At 62.4% G+C, this 19,923-nt stretch carries 22 protein-coding genes; all 22 read left to right on the top strand.

The features are described from left to right. Positions 1-18 precede the first annotated feature (18 nt). The 22 genes from rplR (at position 19) to JN279_RS23720 (ending at position 19,902) form a co-directional block, all read left to right on the top strand. A complete protein-coding gene (rplR, locus tag JN279_RS23825) occupies positions 19-378 on the top strand; it encodes a 50S ribosomal protein L18 (RefSeq protein ID WP_095203285.1) in 360 nt (119 codons plus the stop codon). Positions 379-513: 135 nt separating this feature from the next. Continuing rightward, the gene (rpsE, locus tag JN279_RS23820; RefSeq protein WP_032933400.1) at positions 514-1,077 is read left to right on the top strand and encodes a 30S ribosomal protein S5; all 564 of its coding nucleotides are present in this window, start codon (positions 514-516) and stop codon (positions 1,075-1,077) included. A gap of 24 nt (positions 1,078-1,101) precedes the next feature. Continuing rightward, positions 1,102-1,299: a 50S ribosomal protein L30 gene (rpmD, locus tag JN279_RS23815; RefSeq protein ID WP_006205449.1), complete on the top strand. Its 198-nt coding sequence runs from the start codon at positions 1,102-1,104 to the stop codon at positions 1,297-1,299. A gap of 22 nt (positions 1,300-1,321) precedes the next feature. Continuing rightward, positions 1,322-1,795 (top strand): 50S ribosomal protein L15, encoded by a 474-nt coding sequence (rplO, locus tag JN279_RS23810; RefSeq protein WP_010909286.1) that lies wholly within the window; start codon positions 1,322-1,324, stop codon positions 1,793-1,795. Positions 1,796-1,989: 194 nt separating this feature from the next. Further along, positions 1,990-3,330 carry a preprotein translocase subunit SecY gene (gene secY, locus JN279_RS23805; RefSeq protein ID WP_095203286.1) on the top strand — a complete coding sequence of 447 codons (1,341 nt, stop codon included), beginning with the start codon at positions 1,990-1,992 and terminating at the stop codon, positions 3,328-3,330. After that, entirely contained in the window at positions 3,327-3,923 is a 597-nt protein-coding gene (locus JN279_RS23800; RefSeq protein WP_096445662.1) for an adenylate kinase, read from the top strand. Before secY ends, JN279_RS23800 begins: the two co-directional genes overlap by 4 nt. A 218-nt stretch (positions 3,924-4,141) precedes the next feature. Then, on the top strand, positions 4,142-4,510 hold the full coding sequence (gene rpsM / locus JN279_RS23795; RefSeq protein WP_006205445.1) for a 30S ribosomal protein S13: 369 nt from the start codon (positions 4,142-4,144) through the stop codon (positions 4,508-4,510). A gap of 126 nt (positions 4,511-4,636) precedes the next feature. Beyond that, a complete protein-coding gene (gene rpsK / locus JN279_RS23790; RefSeq protein ID WP_006205444.1) occupies positions 4,637-5,026 on the top strand; it encodes a 30S ribosomal protein S11 in 390 nt (129 codons plus the stop codon). Between the two features lie 104 nt (positions 5,027-5,130). Then, the gene (locus JN279_RS23785) at positions 5,131-6,141 is read left to right on the top strand and encodes a DNA-directed RNA polymerase subunit alpha (protein WP_006205443.1); all 1,011 of its coding nucleotides are present in this window, start codon (positions 5,131-5,133) and stop codon (positions 6,139-6,141) included. Between the two features lie 104 nt (positions 6,142-6,245). Continuing rightward, entirely contained in the window at positions 6,246-6,677 is a 432-nt protein-coding gene (rplQ, locus tag JN279_RS23780) for a 50S ribosomal protein L17 (RefSeq protein WP_096445664.1), read from the top strand. A 181-nt stretch (positions 6,678-6,858) separates the two neighbouring features. After that, complete coding sequence (locus tag JN279_RS23775; protein ID WP_096445667.1) at positions 6,859-8,352, top strand: DegQ family serine endoprotease; 1,494 nt, start codon at positions 6,859-6,861, stop codon at positions 8,350-8,352. A gap of 41 nt (positions 8,353-8,393) precedes the next feature. Further along, positions 8,394-9,701: a replication-associated recombination protein A gene (locus tag JN279_RS23770; protein WP_202350429.1), complete on the top strand. Its 1,308-nt coding sequence runs from the start codon at positions 8,394-8,396 to the stop codon at positions 9,699-9,701. A gap of 5 nt (positions 9,702-9,706) precedes the next feature. Beyond that, on the top strand, positions 9,707-10,384 hold the full coding sequence (locus JN279_RS38315) for a DUF930 domain-containing protein (RefSeq protein ID WP_244734126.1): 678 nt from the start codon (positions 9,707-9,709) through the stop codon (positions 10,382-10,384). A gap of 159 nt (positions 10,385-10,543) precedes the next feature. After that, the gene (locus JN279_RS23760) at positions 10,544-11,374 is read left to right on the top strand and encodes an aspartyl/asparaginyl beta-hydroxylase domain-containing protein (RefSeq protein ID WP_096445673.1); all 831 of its coding nucleotides are present in this window, start codon (positions 10,544-10,546) and stop codon (positions 11,372-11,374) included. A 184-nt stretch (positions 11,375-11,558) separates the two neighbouring features. Further along, positions 11,559-12,524 carry a helix-turn-helix domain-containing protein gene (locus tag JN279_RS23755; RefSeq protein ID WP_202350428.1) on the top strand — a complete coding sequence of 322 codons (966 nt, stop codon included), beginning with the start codon at positions 11,559-11,561 and terminating at the stop codon, positions 12,522-12,524. A gap of 141 nt (positions 12,525-12,665) precedes the next feature. Beyond that, positions 12,666-14,183 carry an aldehyde dehydrogenase gene (gene adh, locus JN279_RS23750; RefSeq protein ID WP_096445675.1) on the top strand — a complete coding sequence of 506 codons (1,518 nt, stop codon included), beginning with the start codon at positions 12,666-12,668 and terminating at the stop codon, positions 14,181-14,183. 104 nt (positions 14,184-14,287) lie between these two features. Further along, entirely contained in the window at positions 14,288-14,656 is a 369-nt protein-coding gene (locus JN279_RS23745) for a DUF779 domain-containing protein (protein ID WP_202350427.1), read from the top strand. Positions 14,657-14,697: 41 nt separating this feature from the next. Next, positions 14,698-15,072 (top strand): fluoride efflux transporter CrcB, encoded by a 375-nt coding sequence (gene crcB, locus JN279_RS23740; protein ID WP_096445678.1) that lies wholly within the window; start codon positions 14,698-14,700, stop codon positions 15,070-15,072. 61 nt (positions 15,073-15,133) lie between these two features. Further along, positions 15,134-16,114, top strand: coding sequence for an RluA family pseudouridine synthase (locus JN279_RS23735; protein ID WP_202350426.1), 981 nt, complete (start codon positions 15,134-15,136; stop codon positions 16,112-16,114). Between the two features lie 47 nt (positions 16,115-16,161). After that, the gene (locus JN279_RS23730; RefSeq protein WP_202353787.1) at positions 16,162-17,031 is read left to right on the top strand and encodes a DMT family transporter; all 870 of its coding nucleotides are present in this window, start codon (positions 16,162-16,164) and stop codon (positions 17,029-17,031) included. A gap of 12 nt (positions 17,032-17,043) precedes the next feature. Further along, on the top strand, positions 17,044-17,835 hold the full coding sequence (locus JN279_RS23725) for an ATP12 family chaperone protein (RefSeq protein ID WP_202350425.1): 792 nt from the start codon (positions 17,044-17,046) through the stop codon (positions 17,833-17,835). Between the two features lie 177 nt (positions 17,836-18,012). Continuing rightward, on the top strand, positions 18,013-19,902 hold the full coding sequence (locus JN279_RS23720; RefSeq protein ID WP_096445686.1) for an MFS transporter: 1,890 nt from the start codon (positions 18,013-18,015) through the stop codon (positions 19,900-19,902). The last annotated feature ends 21 nt before the right edge of the window (positions 19,903-19,923 follow it).

Below are 19,923 nucleotides of genomic sequence, written 5' to 3'. Positions count from 1 at the left end.
TGAAGGCAAGGAACTATCATGGCTAGCAAAGAATCCATCCAGCGCCGTGCGCAGCGCGTCCGCCGCCAGATCAAGAAGGTCGCCGGCGACCGTCCGCGTCTGTCGGTCCACCGCACGTCGAAGAACATTTACGTTCAGGTCATCGACGACGCCAAGGGTCACACCATCGTTGCAGCCTCGACGCTCGAGAAGGACCTCAAGGGTTCGCTCAAGACCGGGGCCGACACCGCGGCCGCTGCCGCGATCGGCAAGCTGATCGCCGAGCGCGCCACCAAGGCCGGCGTCAAGGAAGTCGTCTTCGATCGCGGCGCCTACATCTATCACGGCCGCGTCAAGGCGCTGGCCGAGGCTGCCCGCGAAGGCGGTCTTAGTTTCTAATGCTTGATCCCGAAAAGTTGCAGACTTTTCGGATAAGATCATGCAAAGGAAAAAATAACTTTCGCCCCCGGTGACCCACAGAGGCGCCGGATCTCATCATCAACCGTGCTTCCGGAAAAAAACAAGGAACAGGATATGGCACAGGAACGTAGGGAAGGCGGCCGCGGCCGCGAGCGTGAAGAGCGCGATGACGGCATGGTGGACAAGCTCGTCCACATCAACCGCGTCGCCAAGGTCGTCAAGGGCGGCCGCCGCTTCGGCTTCGCCGCACTCGTCGTCGTCGGCGACCAGAAGGGCCGCGTCGGCTTCGGTCATGGCAAAGCACGCGAAGTGCCGGAAGCCATCCGCAAGGCAACCGAATCGGCAAAGCGCGACATGATCTTCGTGCCGCTGCGCTCGGGCCGTACGCTGCATCACGACGTCGAGGGACGTTGGGGCGCCGGACGCGTTCTGCTGCGCGCTGCCAAGCAGGGTACCGGCATCATCGCCGGCGGCCCGATGCGCGCTGTCTTCGAGACGCTCGGCATGCATGACGTGGTCGCCAAGTCGATGGGTTCGTCGAACCCGTACAACATGGTTCGCGCCACCTTTGACGCGCTGAAGAGCCAGATGCATCCCAAGGATGTGGCTGCCGCGCGCGGCATCAAGTATTCGACCCTTCAGGCCCGCCGCGGCACCGCCGTTGCGGCTGAAGAATAGTCGATCTGACCAGGGATTTTGACCATGGCCAAGAAAGCAACCAAGACCATCACCGTTGAGCAGATCGGTTCGCCGATCCGCCGTCCGAAGGAACAGCGCGCGACGCTGGTCGGCCTCGGCCTCAACAAGATGCACAAGCAGCGCACCCTGGAAGATACGCCTTCCGTGCGTGGCATGATCGCCGCCGTTCAGCATCTCGTCCGCGTCGTGGACGAGGGCTGAGCCAAAGCGCAGGAGAACTCAGATGAAACTCAACGATCTGCGTGACAAGGACGGCGCGACGCATTCCAAGAAGCGTCTCGGCCGTGGCATAGGTTCCGGCTCGGGCAAGACCGCCGGTCGCGGCGTCAAGGGCCAGAAGGCGCGCTCCGGCGTCGCCATCAACGGCTTCGAGGGCGGCCAGATGCCGCTCTACAGGCGTCTGCCGAAGCGTGGCTTCAACAACATCTTCGCCAAGAGCTTCGTTGTCGTGTCGCTGGCGCGCATCCAGGAAGCCGTCGACGCCAAGAAGCTCGACGCCAAGGCAACCGTGACGGCCGAGGCGCTTGTCGCCGCCGGCGTCATCCGCCGCGTCAAGGATGGCGTGCGCGTGCTGTCCGATGGCGAGCTGAAGGCTAAGCTTGCCTTCGACGTTGCCGGCGCTTCCAAGGCTGCGATCGAGAAGATCGAAAAGGCTGGTGGCTCGGTCAAGTTGCCGGAAAAGGCAGCTGCCGAGTAACGGCAATTTGAAGCGCGATCGGCAAGAGTGGGATCCCGTTTTTGCTCACGATTGCGCTTTGATCTGCTCAATTAAGCGGCCGCGTCAACGCGGCCGCTTGCATGTTTAGAGCCCGGAGCTTATCTCGTGAGCTTCGGTGAAACGCACCGCCTGACCTCACGGGCCATCAAGCGTTACCAAGCGGAGAATCAGGCATGGCTTCGGCTGCTGAACAACTAGCCTCGAATCTGAATTTCTCGGCCTTTGCCAAGGCAGAGGACCTGAAGAAACGCATCTGGTTCACCATCGGCGCGCTGCTCGTCTATCGCCTCGGCACCTACATCCCGCTTCCAGGCATCAATCCCGACGCCTTCGCCCAGGCCTTCTCTTCGCAGAGCAAGGGCGTGCTCGGCATGTTCAACATGTTCGCCGGCGGCGCCGTGCAGCGCATGGCGATCTTCGCGCTCGGCATCATGCCTTACATCTCCGCCTCCATTATCATGCAGCTGATGACCTCGGTCATCCCGTCGCTGGAAGCGCTGAAGAAGGAAGGCGAACAGGGCCGCAAGGTCATCAACCAGTACACGCGCTACGGCACCGTGCTTCTGGCCCTGGTGCAGGCCTACGGCATTTCGGTCGGGCTTGAGAACGGCAACGGCATTGTCAGCGATCCTGGCATGTTCTTCCGCATCTCGACCGTCGTCACCCTGGTCGGCGGCACCATGTTCCTGATGTGGCTTGGTGAGCAGATCACCGCGCGCGGCATCGGCAACGGCATTTCGCTGATCATCTTCTCCGGCATCGTCGCCGGCCTGCCGCATGCCATTTCCGGCACGCTGGAACTCGGCCGCACCGGCGCCCTGTCGACCGGCCTGATCCTGGCGATCATCGTGCTCGCCATCGTCGTCATCGCGCTCATCGTGTTCTTCGAGCGCGCTCAGCGCCGCCTGCTGATCCAGTATCCGAAGCGCCAGGTTGGCAACCGGATGTTCCAGGGCGACACTTCGCATCTGCCGCTGAAGCTCAACACGTCGGGCGTCATCCCGCCGATCTTCGCGTCGTCGCTGCTGCTGCTGCCGGCCACCGTCGCCGGCTTCTCGCAGACGACCAACATGCCTGCCTGGGCGAGCACCATCCTGGCCTCGCTTGGCCACGGCCAGCCGCTCTACATGCTGTTTTATGCGGCGATGATCGTGTTCTTCGCCTTCTTCTATACAGCGATTGTCTTCAACCCGAAGGACACCGCCGACCAGCTCAAGAAGCATTCGGGCTTCATCCCGGGCTATCGTCCGGGCGAGCGCACCGCCGATTACATCGATTACGTTCTCACCCGCATCACCGTCATCGGCGCCATCTATCTGGTGCTGGTGTGCCTGCTGCCGGAGTTCCTGATCTCGGCGACTGGCGTACCGTTCTACCTCGGTGGCACATCGCTTCTGATCGTGGTCAGTGTCACGCTCGATACGGTTGCGCAGATTCAGGGCCACCTGATCGCGCACCAGTATGAAGGCCTGATCAAGAAGTCGAAGCTGCGCGGGGGGAAGAAAGCCAGATGAGGTTGATATTGCTTGGGCCGCCAGGAGCGGGCAAGGGGACACAAGCACAAAGACTGGTAGACAAATACGGCATACCCCAGCTTTCGACGGGTGACATGCTGCGTGCGGCCGTTCAGGCCGGTACCGAAGTCGGCAAGCGTGCCAAGGCGGTGATGGATGCCGGTGAGCTGGTGTCCGACGCCATCGTCAACGCCATCGTCGCCGAACGCATCGACCAGGCTGATTGCGCCAAGGGGTTCATCCTCGACGGCTACCCGCGCACGCTGGTGCAGGCCGATGCGGTTGAATCGATGCTTTCTGAGCGTGGCATCAGCCTCGACACAGTCATCGAACTGGTCGTCGACGACAGGGCCCTGGTCGGCCGCATCGTCAAGCGCGCCGAGGATGCCAAGGCGGTTGGCCAGCCGGTGCGCAAGGACGACAATCCCGCGGTGTTCGAAGAGCGCCTGCGGGAGTATTACAAGAAGACCGCTCCGCTGACCGGCTACTACTATGCCAAGGGCAGGCTCAAGACGGTCGACGGCATGGCCAGCATCGACGCGGTTACCGCCGAGATTGAAGCCGTGCTCGCAGCGGCCGCCAAGGCGCGGTAAGGGAATTTAAAGATTAGGCTTGACGGGAGCGGCCCGCTGCGGTATGGCGGCCCGTCTTCCTATCAGGTGCGCACTTTGCTTGTCCGCAAGGGCAAGGCAGTCGCTTTGAACTGGAAACTCCCGCAAGGGCCGGCCTCCACCGGACGCGGGGCAACTTTGACAGCGCCAGGCCTGCCTTGTTTGAAAGGTTGGTCGGCCCACATGGAGAAGGAAAGAACATGGCTCGTATAGCCGGCGTCAACATTCCGACCAACAAGCGTGTCGTCATCGCGCTTCAGTACATTCACGGCATTGGCAAGAAGTTCGCCCAGGAGATCGTCGACAAGGTCGGCATCCCGGCCGAGCGCCGCGTCAACCAGCTGACCGACGCTGAAGTGCTGCAGATCCGCGAGACCATCGACCGCGACTACCAGGTCGAAGGCGACCTGCGCCGCGAAGTGTCGATGAACATCAAGCGTCTCATGGACCTCGGCTGCTACCGCGGCCTGCGTCATCGCCGCTCGCTGCCGGTTCGCGGCCAGCGCACGCACACCAATGCACGCACCCGCAAGGGCCCGGCCAAGTCGATCGCCGGCAAGAAGAAGTAAGTGAGCGAATAGCGAGTAGCCATTAGCGAATAGGGATCCCTATTCGCTATTTCCTACTCACTACTCGCTTTCAAAGGTGGAGCCGCTGGCATTACGGCGGTGTAGAGATCAACTGAAAGGACTATCATGGCCAAGGAAGCCGCTCGTGTTCGCCGTCGCGAACGCAAGAATATCTCGTCGGGCGTTGCCCACGTCAATTCGACCTTCAACAACACGATGATCACCATCACCGACGCGCAGGGCAACTCGATTGCCTGGTCGTCGGCTGGCGCCCAGGGCTTCAAGGGTTCGCGCAAGTCGACCCCGTTCGCTGCCCAGATGGCTGCTGAGGATGTTGCCAAGAAGGCCCAGGAACACGGCATGCGCATGCTTGAAGTCGAGGTCTGCGGACCTGGCTCGGGTCGTGAGTCTGCTCTGCGCGCCCTGCAGGCGGCCGGCTTCACCATCACCTCGATCCGTGATGTGACGCCGATCCCGCACAATGGCTGCCGCCCGCGCAAGAAGCGCCGCGTCTAAGAAATTACCGAACGCCGCGTGAGCGCCCTCAAGGGCGCTCCTCCACGGCATTCCAGGTCGCCCGCCACGATTGGATGGTGGCGGGTCAACGGAAGGAAAGCATCATGATCCAGAAAAATTGGCAGGAACTGATCAAGCCGAACAAGATCGAGTTCTCGTCGAAGAAGAAGACGCTGACCACGCTGGTCGCCGAGCCGCTCGAGCGCGGCTTCGGCCTCACGCTGGGCAACGCGCTGCGCCGCGTGCTTCTGTCTTCGCTGCGCGGTGCGGCTGTCACCGCCGTGCAGATCGACGGCGTTCTGCATGAATTCTCGTCCATCGCCGGCGTGCGCGAGGACGTGACCGACATCGTCTTGAACATCAAGGAAATCGCCATCCGCATGGAAGGCGATGGCCCCAAGCGCATGGTCGTACGCAAGCAGGGCCCGGGTGCGGTTCTCGCCGGCGACATCCAGACGGTTGGCGACGTCGAGATCCTCAACCCCGACCACGTCATCTGCACGCTGGACGAAGGCGCTGAAATCCGCATGGAGTTCACCGTCGACACCGGTAAGGGCTACGTGCCTGCCGAGCGCAACCGCGCCGAAGACGCGCCGATCGGCCTGATCCCGGTCGACAGCCTCTATTCGCCGGTCAAGAAGGTCTCCTACAAGGTCGAAAACACCCGCGAGGGCCAGGTTCTCGACTATGACAAGCTGACCATGACCATCGAGACCGACGGTTCGATCTCGGGCGAGGACGCGGTGGCTTTCGCCGCTCGCATCCTGCAGGACCAGCTTGGCCTGTTCGTCAACTTCGACGAGCCGCAGAAGGAAGTCGCCGCCGAAGCCGTCACCGAGCTCGCCTTCAACCCGGCGCTGCTCAAGAAGGTCGACGAACTCGAGCTTTCCGTGCGTTCGGCCAACTGCCTGAAGAACGACAACATCGTCTACATCGGCGATCTCATCCAGAAGACCGAAGCCGAGATGCTGCGCACCCCGAACTTCGGCCGCAAGTCGCTGAACGAGATCAAGGAAGTCCTGGCGGCGATGGGCCTGCACCTCGGTATGGAAGTGCCGGACTGGCCGCCGGAAAACATCGAAGACCTCGCCAAGCGTTACGAAGACCAATATTGAGCATGAATTCCAAGGATCGGCGGCGTGGGCCGCTTGATCCGACGGTCATGCGGAAAACCATCAGAGGCCGCGGCCTCTTGAACAACTGAAGAAGGAAAAGAGCCATGCGCCACGGTTTCAAAGGCCGCCGCTTCGCCCGAAGCATTAGCCATCGCAAGTCGATGTTCGCCAACCTCGCCGTGTCGCTGCTCGAGCACGAGCAGATCGTCACCACCCTGCCGAAGGCGAAGGACCTGCGTCCGATCGTCGAGAAGCTGGTGACGCTCGGCAAGCGCGGCGACCTGCACGCCCGCCGCCAGGTGATCGCGCAGATCGGCAATGAAGGCGTCGTCAAGCGCCTGTTCGACACCATCGCCCCGCGCTACGCCACCCGCAATGGCGGCTATCTGCGCATCATGAAGGCAGGCTTCCGTCACGGCGACAACGCCGCGATGGCCGTCATCGAATTCGTCGATCGCGACACGGATGCCAAGGGCGCCGCCGACCGCGCTCGCCTCGAAGCCGAAGGCACCGAAGCGGACGCCGCAGCCGCATAAGGCTCGGTCTTTCCAGAATGTATCGAAGGGGCCTGCGGGCCCCTTTTTCTTGTTCTGCGTGCGCCAAAGCGTCTCCAAAACGATCGGTAGGCGCGAAAATAATCGGATTTCAGCGGCTTAGCCTTTCATTTTGCACAATCGTCGGGACAATGCGCCCGAACTTGCCTTGGAGGATTCGCGAATGCGCGCCAAAAGACTGTCCCTTGTCCTGCTCTGCGCCTTCATGGTGTTCGCAGCCGCACCGGCAGTCCGGCAGGCGTTGGCCGAAGACGCCGCAAAGCCTGCCGATCCAGGCCTGTCGGACGTGCTGACCGATCTGTTGCATGGCGTTGAAGGCGAGAATTCTACCTCGGGGCCAGACAAGCGCGTGCCCTTCGGCCGCGAGGAGGTGCAGCTTTCGTTCGCGCCGCTGGTCAAGCAGACCGCGCCGGCCGTCGTCAACGTCTATGCCTCGCAGACGGCCAAGGTCACATCGCCTTTTGAAGGCGATCCGTTCTTCGAGGAGTTTTTCGGCCGCGCCCAGCCGCGTGCGCAGTCCTCGCTCGGCTCAGGCGTGCTCGTCGATCCGAGTGGCGTCATCGTCACCAATTTCCACGTCATCAAGGATGCCGACGAGGTCAAGGTGGCGACCGCCGACGGCCGCGAATTCACCTCGAAGGTGATGCTGAAGGACGAGACGCTGGATCTTGCCGTGCTCAAGATCGAATCCGACAAACCGTTCCCGGTCATTGCGATCGGCGATTCCGACGCGCTCGAGGTCGGCGACCTGGTGCTGGCCATCGGCAACCCCTTCGGCGTCGGCCAGACCACCACCAGCGGCATCGTTTCGGCACTTGCCCGCAGCCATATCGGCGTCTCGGATTCGGGCTATTTCATCCAGACCGACGCCGCCATCAATCCCGGCAATTCCGGCGGCGCACTGATCAACATGGGCGGCCAGCTGGTCGGCATCAACACCGCCATCTACAGCCGCAGCGGCGGCTCGATCGGCATTGGTTTTGCCATCCCGGCCAACATGGTGCGGGCTTTCGCCGATGCCGCAAAGGCCGGCCTCGACTTCTTCGAACGGCCCTATATCGGCGCCGAGTTCGAGGCGGTGACGCCGCAGATCGCCGAATCGCTCGGCATGGAAAAGCCGACCGGGGCGCTGGTCTCTTCCGTCGAAGCGACCGGACCGGCGGGCAAGGCCGGGCTGAAGGCGGGCGATGTCGTGCTGCAGATCAACGGCAAGCCGGTCGAGAGCATCGAGGCGCTGGACTATCGCATGGCGACGCTGTCGATCGGCACCAAGGCGAATTTCGCGGTGCTGACCAAGGGCCAGCAGGCGGCGATGGACATTGCGCTGGAGCGCGCGCCGGAGGGGGCGAAAGCCTCGGAAGTGACGCTGCATGGCCGCAGCCCATTCTCGGGCGCCAAGGTCGCGGAACTGTCGCCGCGGCTTGCCCAGAAGCTCGGCCTGCGCACCGACCTCAAGGGCGTCACGGTGATCGACATCAACCGCGATTCGCCGGCCGCCGATTTCGGCTTCCTGCCGGGCGACATCGTACGTGAAGTCAACGGCACCACCATCGACACCGCCGCGACGCTGGCGCAGGTAGCCCAGCAGGATACGCGCTGGTGGCGCTTTACCGTCGAGCGCGGCGGGCAGATACTGCGCCAGGTGTTGCGTTACTGAGTTCGGTCTGAAGGGATCGCGCTCCAAACCAAAAGAAGTGCATGGCCGATCTGTTCAGTGTCGATGAGCCGGAAAGAGCGCCGCCCGGGCGGCCGCTGGCTGACAGGCTGCGGCCGAAGCATCTTGGTGAGGTCGTTGGCCAGGAGCATCTGACCGGGCCCGATGGCGCCCTGACCCGTTTGATCGGCTCAGGTTCGCTCGGCTCGATGATCTTCTGGGGCCCGCCGGGTACCGGCAAGACCACAGTGGCGAGGTTGCTCGCCGGCGAGACCAGCCTCGCCTTCGAGCAGATATCGGCGGTGTTTTCCGGCGTCGCCGACCTCAAGAAAGTGTTCGAGACGGCCAAGCTGCGCCGCGCCAACGGTCGCCAGACCCTGCTTTTCGTCGACGAGATCCACCGGTTCAACCGTGCCCAGCAGGATTCCTTTCTCCCAGTCATGGAGGATGGGACGGTCGTCCTGGTTGGCGCCACAACCGAAAACCCGTCCTTCGAGCTGAATGCCGCGTTGCTGTCGCGGGCGCGCGTCATGGTCTTTCATTCGCTCGGCGAGGAGAGCATCGCCAAGCTGATGACACGGGCGGAGGCGACGGAGGGCAGGGCGCTGCCGCTCGACGACGAGGCGCGGGCGATGCTCATTCGCATGAGCGATGGCGACGGACGCGCCTCGCTGACGCTTGCCGAGGAAGTCTGGCGTGCCGCCAAGCCCGGCGAGGTTTTCGATCCCGAAGGGCTGCAGCGCATCGTCCAGCGCCGTGCGCCGATCTATGACAAGGGTCAGGACGGCCACTACAATCTGATCTCGGCGCTGCACAAATCGGTGCGCGGCTCCGATCCCGATGCAGCGCTCTACTATCTCGCGCGCATGTTCGACGCCGGCGAGGATCCGCTCTATCTCGGCCGCCGGCTGGTGCGCATGGCGATGGAGGACATCGGCCTTGCCGATCCGCAGGCGCTGGTCATCGCCAATGCCGCCAAGGACGCCTACGACTATCTGGGCTCGCCGGAAGGCGAACTGGCCTTTGCCGAGGCCACCGTCTATCTCGCCACTGCGCCCAAATCCAATGCCGTCTACACCGCCTTTAAGGCGGCCACCCAGGCAGCCAAGCAGCATGGCTCGCTGCTGCCGCCAAAGCATATCCTCAATGCGCCGACCAAGCTGATGAAGGAAGAGGATTACGGCGCGGGCTATCGCTACGATCATGACGAGCCAGACGCCTTTTCGGGTCAGGACTATTTTCCGGAGAAGATGGGCCGCCAGACCTTCTATGATCCGCCCGAGCGTGGCTTCGAGCGCGATATCCGAAAGCGGCTCGAATATTGGGCGAAGCTGCGCAAAGAGCGGGAATAGCTGATTTGCGTCGGCCGGTGGTCGTCACGCTGCGATACGAGGCTTCGCCTTGGGGCATCTCAACCTCGGTTGTTCTCCACACGCTGCTCGCCGCGACGCTGGCGCTTATGCCGCTGCCAAAGCGGCCGAAGCGGCTGGAAGAGGAGCGGGTGTCGGTCGCCATTCTGACGCCGCAGCAGTTCGAGGCGTCGACCAAGCCACCGCCGGTGCAAGCACCGCCGCCGGCACCAGAGGCGCGAGCGCCGATGCCCACGCCATCGCCGAGTGCTCCTCCAGCTCAACTGCCAACCGCGCCGGCCATGATCCGTCCGACCGAAATGCTGTCGGCCAAGACGCTCGCCGATCCGCGCAGCCGGCAGGCGCGCGCCGATCTTGCGACCTTCGCTTCCGACGAGCGCATGGTGCAATTGTGCAATCTCGAGGCCATGGATCAGATCCGGCGTTGGCGCGCGGATTTTCAACCGGAACGCGTCGTGTCTTACGCAACGGCCGAGGAGAAGATCCGCGGCACCACCATCGCCGCGGATGGCGCGGCTTTCCGCAGCCGCAAAAACTGGTATAGTCTGAAGTTCAAATGCCAGCTCGCACGAGACGGCGAAAGCGTCATCGGCTTTGAGTTCCTAGTCGGCGATCCCGTGGCCAGGGAGAAATGGGACGAGTTCGGCTTGCCAGCCGTGCATTGACCGAAGTCTGGCAAATTCCACCAGGCAGCCGCAGGGCCACGACGTCGTGGCGTTGTGCGGCGACCCAAAAAACCTTATCAAGGCGCACGGCCGGGCGGTGGTCGTTGCCGAGATTTGGCACACTCATTCGCAACAGGATCGCGCTCCGCGCGTGGAAAAATGACAAAAACCCTTCGCAAATCCCTTCGCAAATTCGCCATCGCCATCCCGCTTCTCGCTCTTGGCTTTTACTTCATCCCCATCCTGACGACGATCTTCATCGTTTGCGGCCTGATCGATGTGCTGCGCAACGACAGGAAGGATCTGTCGCTGTTCTCAGGCTACTTCCTCGGCAACGGCATCTTCACCTGGCTGCTGTCGCCGTTCAACCTGCTGGTCGATCTGCTCTGCTACAGGAACCCCGGCGTGTGGAAGCTGGAACAGTTTCCGGAGGACTATCAGCGCGAGGTCAATGAGGTCCTGGACATCTTCAAGGCGCGCAAGGACGAGATCATCGCCGACATCGACGCCAATTTCGGCGCCGGCCGGCGCGGCATGTATGTCTACCAGTGGTACGGCAAGCACCGGATCGACAACGTCGCCGAGTTCAACAAGGATTTCAAATACATCAAGACCATCGCCGTTTCGGTCTTCAGCAAGCGCGAATCGACTTCCTGGCATTTCGGCCCGCTGCGGCTCAGCCTGCGCATCCTCTACAATCTGATCCCGGTGAAAGCGGAAATCTTCGTCGAATGCGGCAACGTCAAGAACTACTGGTACGACAATCCGCAGTTCATTTTCGACGATACGCTGCTGCACCGTTCGGTCAACGAATATGACGGCCGCCGCTACTGCGTGTTCATGGACATCATCAGGCCGTCCCCGTTCCCGAGGTTAATCGCCGGCATGCTCGCGGTTGTCTCCGTCAGCGTCGAGCGCATCAATTCGATGTTCTACAAGAACTGGAAGATGATCGGCTCGACCAAGCCGAAGAAGGTCGAAACCACCTGAGCTGAAAGCTTCGCGGCTGCTGGCAGCGTTCTGGCGCGCTTTTAGCGGTCGGCCGCCTCCCGCAATTGCTGTTGGACCATTGTCTTATAGCGCCAACAGTCGCTGATCCTCTACAACTCGATGCAGCGGATATATCTGAGTGGATATAACGCTGCTTGAGTTGGAAGCGCCTTGGGAGGATGAGGTGAGCGGACAGCCGGCCCATCATGCCGATATCGTCCAGGCGGCCATTGCCACCAGCGATGCCGCCCGATCGGCGTTGGTTGCCTCCTGGAGGCGCTCGCTCACGGTGCATGGGCTGGATCCTGGCCAACGACAGGCGCATCGACGACTGACCGAAGGCGAGTTCAGGCTGGCGCGGCAGCGGGTCGAGCAGCTGCTGCGTGCTGCGGATGCGAGCCTTGATCGTCTCTATCTTGCGGTCGGCGGCATTGGCTGTTGCGTTCTGCTTGCCGATCGCGACGGTATCCCGGTCGAACGCCGCGGGGCTTCCGCCGATGACGAGACCTTCGACGAATGGGGCCTGTGGACCGGCACAGTATGGAGTGAGGACTCCGAGGGCACCAACGGCATCGGCACATGCCTCGCCGACCAGCGCGCGCTGACCATCCACCGCGACCAGCACTTCTTTTCGAGCAACACGCTGCTCAGCTGCACCACGGCGCCGATTTACGACCACGAGGGTAATCTGGTTGCCGCGCTCGATGTCTCGTCGTGCCGGTCGGATCTGACCGAAGGCTTTGTCGGCCTGATCGCCATGGCGGTCGGTGACGCCGCTCGCCGCATCGAGGCCGAGAATTTTCGCCTGTCTTTTCCCAATGCCCGCATTCTGCTTGCCTCGGCGGCCGAGCGCGGCGCCGGCGCGTTGATTGCGGTCAACGGTGATGATCTTGTCGTCGGTGCGACACGCTCGGCGCGGCAGAGCCTCGGTATCACGCAACAGGCTCTGGCTAGGGGGCTGCCCGCCGCCGACATCCTTGGTGACGTCGCCAAGGCCGCGGAGGAGCTCGAGGAAGCGGAGCGCGGAGTAATCCAGCGGGCGATCGCCCGCGCCGATGGCAACGTCTCCGCCGCCGCGCACAATCTCGGCATTTCGCGAGCCACTCTGCATCGCAAGCTCGCCCGCTTCGGCATCCGCCGGCCGCATTGAGTTTCGGCGCCAAACCTGTCGCAATCTTGCGACAGTCGGCCTTGGGCGGATGACTTGCCCGGGCTGACAAAGCCCGAGGCTGTCCGCAATCTCCCTGGCAGCGCGGTACATCCCGTACCGCTGTTTCCTGGGAGGAAAACGATGAACAAGGTGGAATTTTCCCGCACGGCCAAGGTTCCCTTCGCCAAGCGCTACGACAACTACATCGGCGGCAAATGGGTGGCGCCGCATTCAGGAAAGTATTTTGACAACATCTCGCCGGTGAACGGGAAGCCGCTTGGCGAAATCGCCCGTTCGGATGCGAACGACATCGAGGCGGCACTCGATGCCGCGCACAAGGCCAAGGACACCTGGGGCAAGACCAGTGCCGCGGCCCGTGCTCTCATCCTCAACCGCATCGCCGATCGCATGGAAGACAATCTCGACCTTCTGGCGCTCGCCGAGACCTGGGACAATGGCAAGCCGATCCGCGAGACGACCGCGGCCGACCTGCCGCTCGCCATCGACCATTTCCGCTATTTCGCTGGAGCTGTACGCAGCCAGGAAGGCGGCATCTCCGAGATCGACCACGACACCGTCGCCTATCATTTCCATGAGCCGCTGGGCGTCGTCGGCCAGATCATTCCCTGGAATTTCCCGCTGCTGATGGCGGTGTGGAAACTGGCGCCGGCTCTTGCCGCCGGCAATTGCGTGGTGCTGAAGCCGGCCGAACAGACACCCGCCACCATCATGCTATGGGCGGACCTGATCGGCGACCTGTTGCCGGATGGCGTGCTCAACATCGTCAACGGCTTCGGCCTTGAAGCAGGCAAGCCGCTCGCTTCCTCGAACCGCATCGCCAAGATCGCCTTTACCGGTGAGACGACGACCGGTCGGCTGATCTCGCAATATGCCAGCCAGAACCTCATCCCGGTGACGCTCGAACTCGGCGGCAAGTCGCCCAACATCTTTTTCCAGGACGTGACGTCGGAGGACGACGATTTCTTCGACAAGGCGATCGAAGGCTTCGTCATGTTCGCGCTCAACCAGGGTGAGGTCTGCACTTGCCCTAGCCGGGCGCTGGTGCATGAGAAGATCTATGACAAGTTCATGGAAAGGGCGCTGAAGCGCGTGGAGGCGATTGTCCAGGGCGATCCGCTGGACCCGGCAACGATGATCGGCGCACAGGCATCGGGCGAACAGCTGGAAAAGATTCTCAGCTACTTCGATATCGGCCGCAAGGAGGGCGCCGAAGTGTTGGCCGGTGGCGAACAGAACCATCTGCCGGGCGATCTGGCCGGCGGCTACTACGTCAAGCCGACCGTGTTCAAGGGCCACAACAAGATGCGCATCTTCCAGGAGGAAATCTTCGGGCCGGTCGTCTCGGTGACGACCTTCAAGGATGACGACGAGGCATTGTCAATCGCCAACGACACGCTCTATGGCCTCGGCGCCGGTATCTGGAGCCGTGACGCGAACCGCTGCTATCGCTTCGGCCGCGCCATCCAGGCCGGCCGTGTCTGGACCAACTGCTACCACGCCTATCCGGCGCACGCGGCGTTCGGCGGCTACAAGCAGTCCGGCATCGGCCGCGAAAACCACAAGATGATGCTCGACCACTATCAGCAGACCAAGAACATGCTGGTCAGCTACAGCCCGAAGAAGCTCGGCTTCTTCTGATCGCCTCCCAAGGCAGCGCATGATCCTTTCCGAGGGATCATGCGCGCTCTGTTCATGTGGCCAGGCTCGCCGGTCGCGCCCGAGGTTTCGTCGTGGAGGACGGCATGCCAGACAAGGTTTCCCTGAGAAAGGTCTCGGCCACGCCGAAAGCCATTGCTTTCCTGGCGGAGATCATCGCCGATCACGGTCCGGTGCTGTTCCACCAGTCCGGCGGCTGTTGCGACGGCTCCTCGCCAATGTGTTACCCCCACGGCGATTTCATCGTCGGCGACAATGACGTCTTGCTGGGCGAGATCGGCGACACCCCGGTTTACATCAGCGCTTCGCAATATGAGGTGTGGAAGCACACCGACCTCCTCATCGATGTGGTGCCGGGCAGGGGTGGCATGTTCTCGCTCGACAATGGGCGTGAGAGGCGGTTTCTGACGCGCTCAACCGTCTGTGCTATCCCGGAAGTGCTTTCACGGGCGTGAAGGGATTGACGCCACCGCCTTCGCAGGGGCAGTAGACGGCGATGTTCAATCTGCTTCTCGTAGTCGTCGGCGGTGGCATCGGCGCCGGCATTCGCCATCTCACCAGTATGGGCGCGCTGCGCCTTTTCGGCCCCAATTATCCCTGGGGCACGATGGCGATCAACATTGTCGGCTCCTTTGCCATGGGCCTGTTCATCGCCATATTGGCGCGTCGCGGCGGATCGACCGAAGTCAGGCTGTTTGTCGCCACCGGCATCTTTGGCGGCTTCACGACGTTCTCCGCCTTTTCGCTCGATTTCGCGACGCTGTGGGAGCGGGGAGCCACGCTGCCGGCGTTTGGATATGTGCTGGCCAGCGTCATTGGCGCCATTGTCGCCCTGTTTCTGGGACTTTGGCTCGCAAGAAGCCTGCCTTAATGCTATTGCCGCGCCAAGCGCAGGCCGAGCCCTGCTTTGGAAACGGGTAAGCGAAGAAAAAATGGCAGGCGTTGAACAGATCACGGTGGAGGCCGGCGAGGCGGGCATGCGGCTCGATCGCTGGTTCAAAACCCATTTCCCGGGCCTTGGTTTCGGCCATTTGCAGAAGCTGCTGCGTTCCGGCCAGATCCGCGTCGATGGCGGCCGCGTCAAGGCCGACAGCCGTGTCGAGCCTGGCCAGGTGGTGCGCATCCCGCCGCTCGAGGTCGACAAGAAGGGCGAGAGCGCGCTGACCGGCCATTCGATCCGCAATCAGGGCGATGCCGACGTTCTGGCAAAAATGCTGATCCATGAGGATCCGAAGGTTTTTGTCTTCAACAAGCCGGCGGGCCTTGCGGTGCAGGGCGGCTCGGGCGTCACCCGCAATGTCGACGACATGCTGGAAGCCTGGCGCAACCAGAAGGGCGAGAAGCCACGGCTGGTCCACCGGCTCGACCGCGACACGTCGGGCGTCCTGGTCGTGGCACGTACAAGGCTCGCCGCGATGAAGTTGTCGGAAGCATTCCGCGCCCGCGAAACGAAAAAGACCTATTGGGCGCTGGTCAAGGGCGTGCCGCCGAAGCGCGAGGACAAGATATCGACCTGGCTGATCAAGGAGCCGACCGAGGACGGCGACCGTGTTCGGGTCGCCGCGCATGGCGAAAAAGGCGCCGACCACGCCGTGTCCTACTACCGCATCATCGAGCAGGCGGCGCAGACCATGACCTGGCTGGAGATGGAGCCCTATACGGGCCGCACCCACCAGCTCCGAGTCCATGCCGCCTATATCGGCTGCCCGATCATCGGCGACCCGAAGTATTTCGAGGCCGACACCAACTGGGATTTTCCGGGCGGCATCCAGAACCGCCTGCATCTGCATGCGCGCCGCATTGTCATTCCGCACCCGGACAAGGGCGTGATCGACGTCACCGCGCCGATGCCGCCGCATATGCGCCAGAGCTGGAACCTGATCGGCTTCGACGACGCCAGCGCGGAGGATTGAGCTTGAGCGGCGCCACCGACGCGCTCGATCGGCGCGACGCAGTCGACATGGCCGCCGCCGCCATCATGGTCGGCCTGACCTTTTCCTGGGGCTTGAACTACGTCGCCGCCAAAATCTCCTATGCCGGCTACGACCCTGTCTTCCTGTCGATTGCGCGCTCGATCATCGGCGGCTTCTGCGTCTTCCTCTGGTGTCGCTGGCGCGGCATCGCGCTGTTCACGCGCGATGGCACATTGCTGGCTGGCATTGCCGTCGGCGTGCTTTTCGGCATCGAGTTCCTCTGCCTCTATGTCGGCCTGGAGCATACGACGGTTGCCCGCAACACGCTGCTGGTCAACTCGATGCCGTTCTGGATGCTGATTGGCGGGCACTTCCTGCTTGGCGAACAGATCACCCTGCGCAAGTTCCTTGGCCTGCTGCTGGCCTTCGCCGGCCTTGCCACCGTCTTTTCCGACAAGCTTGGCGGCGGGGACATGCTGTTCGGCGACCTCCTCAGTCTCGGTTCCGGATTCTTCTGGGCTTTGACCAACATCCTCATCAAGCGGTCTAAACTGGTCGAGGCGAGCGCCGAGAAGCTGCTGCTCTATCAGCTCGCCGGCGCGGCGATCGTCGGCATATTGGTGCTGCCTCTCGCCGGTCCCCCGGTGCGCGATCCCTCCTTGTTGCCGACCTTGGCGCTGCTTTTCCAGGCTATCTACATCGTCGCTTTCACCTATGTCCTGTGGTTCTGGCTGCTGCGCCGCTATCCGGCCTCAGGCCTGTCCAGCTTCACCTTCCTGTCGCCGGTTTTCGGTGTTTTGTGCGGCGCTATCATCTTGAACGAGCCGCTGACCATTCGCATTTTTCTGGCACTTGGCTTGATTGCGGCGGGCCTGATCATGGTCAACCGGCCGGCACGCAAGCTGACGCCGGTGTGAGAGAGATTTTTCATGCGTGACATCCTCAACGACCTCGAAGCCGGAAAATATCTTTCCGATCCGGATCCGGTGCGCCGCGCCCAGATCCAGATGAAGACACCGCTGCCCAAGCGCTTCTACAAGGCCGTCTCGGTGGTGCCGGTAGAGGAAGGTTTCGCCGTGCATCTCGATGGCAAGCCGGTGCGCACGCCGGGCAAGGCACTGCTGGCGCTGCCGACCGAGGCGGCAGCAGTGCTGGTTGCCGACGAATTCTCCGAGCAGGGCGAGACGATCAATCCGGTGACGATGCCGGTGATGCGGCTGATCAACACCGCTATCGATGGCGTCGCCAGCGATCCGCAAGCGGTGCTGGAAGACATACTGCGCTTTGCCTCATCCGATTTGCTCTGTTACCGCGCCGACGCCCCCCAAGGGCTGGTCGAACGGCAGAACGAGCAGTGGGATCCGGTCATCGATTGGGCGCGCGCCACGCTTGGAGCCCGCTTCAACCTTGCCGAGGGGATCATCCATGTCGAGCAGCCGCGTGAGTCCATCGCCGTTCTGGGCAGTTATCTCGCGCAGCGCGCGGAACCGCTGCGGCTGGCCGCCATCCACGTCATGACCTCGCTGACCGGTTCGGCGCTGCTGGCGCTGGCCGTCGATTTCGGCGAGCTCGACGCGGAGGCTGCCTGGGCCGCCGGCCATGTCGACGAGGATTGGCAGATCGAGCATTGGGGGCAGGACGCCGAAGCAGTCGCGCGCCGCGTCGCCCGCAAGCGCGACATGGTGGCTGCCGTCAGCGTTCTCGAAGCGCTCAAGGCCTGACCTGCCGGTCCTACCGCACCGCACCTAATACCAAAGTCATAATCCCATCGTCGCTCTGCCTTCGGCGGGCGCTTTCTGTCATTTTTTCCGTGATGGCTGTCGTGAGTCCGCGTTCGGAGGAGTACGCGGACGATTGAACGCAGCATCGAGGACAGTGTCTCACGGGAGGACAACTCAATGGCAATTGCATCGACCGCCGGCGGAACCAGCCGCGGCATGACACGGGAAGAGAAGAAGGTCATCTTCGCTTCCTCGCTCGGCACCGTTTTCGAATGGTACGATTTCTATCTCTACGGCTCGTTGGCGGCCTTCATTGGCTCGACCTTTTTCAGCCCGACCATTCCGGAGGCGACGCGCAACATCTTCGCGCTGCTGGCATTTGCCGCCGGCTTTCTCGTCAGGCCGTTCGGGGCTCTGGTGTTTGGCCGTATCGGTGACCTTGTCGGCCGCAAATATACCTTCCTCGTCACCATGACGATCATGGGTCTGTCGACTTTCCTGGTCGGCCTGCTGCCTGGTTATGCAAGCTGGGGTATTGCCGCTCCAGTGATCCTGATCATCTTGCGCATGCTGCAGGGTCTGGCGCTCGGCGGCGAATATGGCGGTGCAGCCACCTATGTCGCCGAGCACGCGCCTGACGACCGTCGCGGTTTCTACACGTCATGGATCCAGACGACGGCGACACTCGGCCTGTTCCTGTCGCTGATCGTCATCCTGATCGTGCAGGGGTCTCTGAGCAAGGAGACCTATGCCGACTGGGGCTGGCGCATTCCATTCATCGTCTCCTTCCTGCTCCTTGCAGTTTCAGTCTGGATCCGGCTGTCTCTTTCCGAGTCTCCGACATTCCAGAAGATGAAGGACGAAGGTAAGGGGTCCAAGGCGCCGCTCTCGGAAGCCTTTGGCCAGTGGAAGAATGCCAAGATCGCACTGCTGGCGCTGCTTGGCCTCACTGCTGGCCAGGCCGTGGTCTGGTACAATGGCCAGTTCTATGCGCTGTTCTTCCTGCAGAACGTGCTCAAGGTCGACGCGCAGTCGGTCAACATCATGATCGCCATCGCGCTGGCGCTCGGCTCGATCTTCTTCGTCGTGTTCGGCTGGCTTTCCGACAAGATCGGCCGCAAGCCGATCATCATGGCGGGTCTCGCCTTGGCGATCGTCTGCACCTTCCCGCTGTTCAAGGCACTGACCTGGGCCGCCAACCCGGCGCTCGCCAATGCCCAGAAGAACACGCGTGCGACGGTGACCGCCGCACCTGGCGACTGCAGGTTCCAGTTCAACCCGGTCGGCACCGCCAAGTTCACGACGTCCTGCGACATCGCGACCTCGTTCCTGACCAAGAACTCGGTTCCCTTTGACGTGTTGTCGACGGCCGCCCCCGGAACGGCTGCGTCGGTGAAGATCGGCGGTGAGACGGTGGACTCCTATGATGCCATCGCAGCTGGCGACCAGGCGAAAGCCAAGGACGCGGCCTTCGTGAAGGCCGTCAACATGTCCCTGCAGGACGGTGGCTATCCGCTGAAGCGTGCGGCGATCAAGATTGCTGACCAGAAGCTCGACGCGTTTGTCGCCGCCAATCCGGAACTGAAGCTCGATGCCGCCGCCATCCGTGCCGGTGAGAAGGCGACTGTTCCTGTCGACCAGGCAATCAAGGACAAGATCCTGACCAAGGACGAGGCCGCGGGTGCATCGGAGGTCACAGTCTACAACATCCCGGGCGGTGGCGCCTTCGCCATGTTCGCCGACCCGGCAGGGATCAACTGGCCGATGACGATCGGTATCCTGTTTATCCTGATCCTCTTTGTGACCATGGTCTACGGGCCGATCGCGGCGATCCTGGTCGAGATGTTCCCGACCCGCATCCGATACACCGGCATGTCGCTGCCCTATCACATCGGCAATGGCTGGTTCGGCGGACTGCTGCCGGCGACGGTGTTCGCGCTCAGTGCCTATAAGGGCGATATCTACTATGGCCTTTGGTATCCGGTGGTGATTGCGGCCATGACGCTGGTCATCGGCATGATCTTCGTTCGGGATACGCTTGGCACGGATTTGCACGCCAAGGACTAGTGGACGGAGCAACGGCCAACA

Source organism: Mesorhizobium sp. 113-1-2, from assembly GCF_016756475.1.
In the GTDB taxonomy this organism is placed as follows: Bacteria; Pseudomonadota; Alphaproteobacteria; order Rhizobiales; family Rhizobiaceae; genus Mesorhizobium; species Mesorhizobium loti_C.
This window is presented reverse-complemented; position numbering and strand designations above follow the sequence as displayed.

Coding starts and splice junctions, on each gene's coding strand:
- rplR (WP_095203285.1), top strand. CDS start 19: ATGGCTAGCAAAGAATCCATCCAGCGCCGTGCGCAGCGCGTCCGCCGC.
- rpsE (WP_032933400.1), top strand. CDS start 514: ATGGCACAGGAACGTAGGGAAGGCGGCCGCGGCCGCGAGCGTGAAGAG.
- rpmD (WP_006205449.1), top strand. CDS start 1,102: ATGGCCAAGAAAGCAACCAAGACCATCACCGTTGAGCAGATCGGTTCG.
- rplO (WP_010909286.1), top strand. CDS start 1,322: ATGAAACTCAACGATCTGCGTGACAAGGACGGCGCGACGCATTCCAAG.
- secY (WP_095203286.1), top strand. CDS start 1,990: ATGGCTTCGGCTGCTGAACAACTAGCCTCGAATCTGAATTTCTCGGCC.
- JN279_RS23800 (WP_096445662.1), top strand. CDS start 3,327: ATGAGGTTGATATTGCTTGGGCCGCCAGGAGCGGGCAAGGGGACACAA.
- rpsM (WP_006205445.1), top strand. CDS start 4,142: ATGGCTCGTATAGCCGGCGTCAACATTCCGACCAACAAGCGTGTCGTC.
- rpsK (WP_006205444.1), top strand. CDS start 4,637: ATGGCCAAGGAAGCCGCTCGTGTTCGCCGTCGCGAACGCAAGAATATC.
- JN279_RS23785 (WP_006205443.1), top strand. CDS start 5,131: ATGATCCAGAAAAATTGGCAGGAACTGATCAAGCCGAACAAGATCGAG.
- rplQ (WP_096445664.1), top strand. CDS start 6,246: ATGCGCCACGGTTTCAAAGGCCGCCGCTTCGCCCGAAGCATTAGCCAT.
- JN279_RS23775 (WP_096445667.1), top strand. CDS start 6,859: ATGCGCGCCAAAAGACTGTCCCTTGTCCTGCTCTGCGCCTTCATGGTG.
- JN279_RS23770 (WP_202350429.1), top strand. CDS start 8,394: ATGGCCGATCTGTTCAGTGTCGATGAGCCGGAAAGAGCGCCGCCCGGG.
- JN279_RS23760 (WP_096445673.1), top strand. CDS start 10,544: ATGACAAAAACCCTTCGCAAATCCCTTCGCAAATTCGCCATCGCCATC.
- adh (WP_096445675.1), top strand. CDS start 12,666: ATGAACAAGGTGGAATTTTCCCGCACGGCCAAGGTTCCCTTCGCCAAG.
- JN279_RS23745 (WP_202350427.1), top strand. CDS start 14,288: ATGCCAGACAAGGTTTCCCTGAGAAAGGTCTCGGCCACGCCGAAAGCC.
- crcB (WP_096445678.1), top strand. CDS start 14,698: ATGTTCAATCTGCTTCTCGTAGTCGTCGGCGGTGGCATCGGCGCCGGC.
- JN279_RS23735 (WP_202350426.1), top strand. CDS start 15,134: ATGGCAGGCGTTGAACAGATCACGGTGGAGGCCGGCGAGGCGGGCATG.
- JN279_RS23730 (WP_202353787.1), top strand. CDS start 16,162: ATGGCCGCCGCCGCCATCATGGTCGGCCTGACCTTTTCCTGGGGCTTG.
- JN279_RS23725 (WP_202350425.1), top strand. CDS start 17,044: ATGCGTGACATCCTCAACGACCTCGAAGCCGGAAAATATCTTTCCGAT.
- JN279_RS23720 (WP_096445686.1), top strand. CDS start 18,013: ATGGCAATTGCATCGACCGCCGGCGGAACCAGCCGCGGCATGACACGG.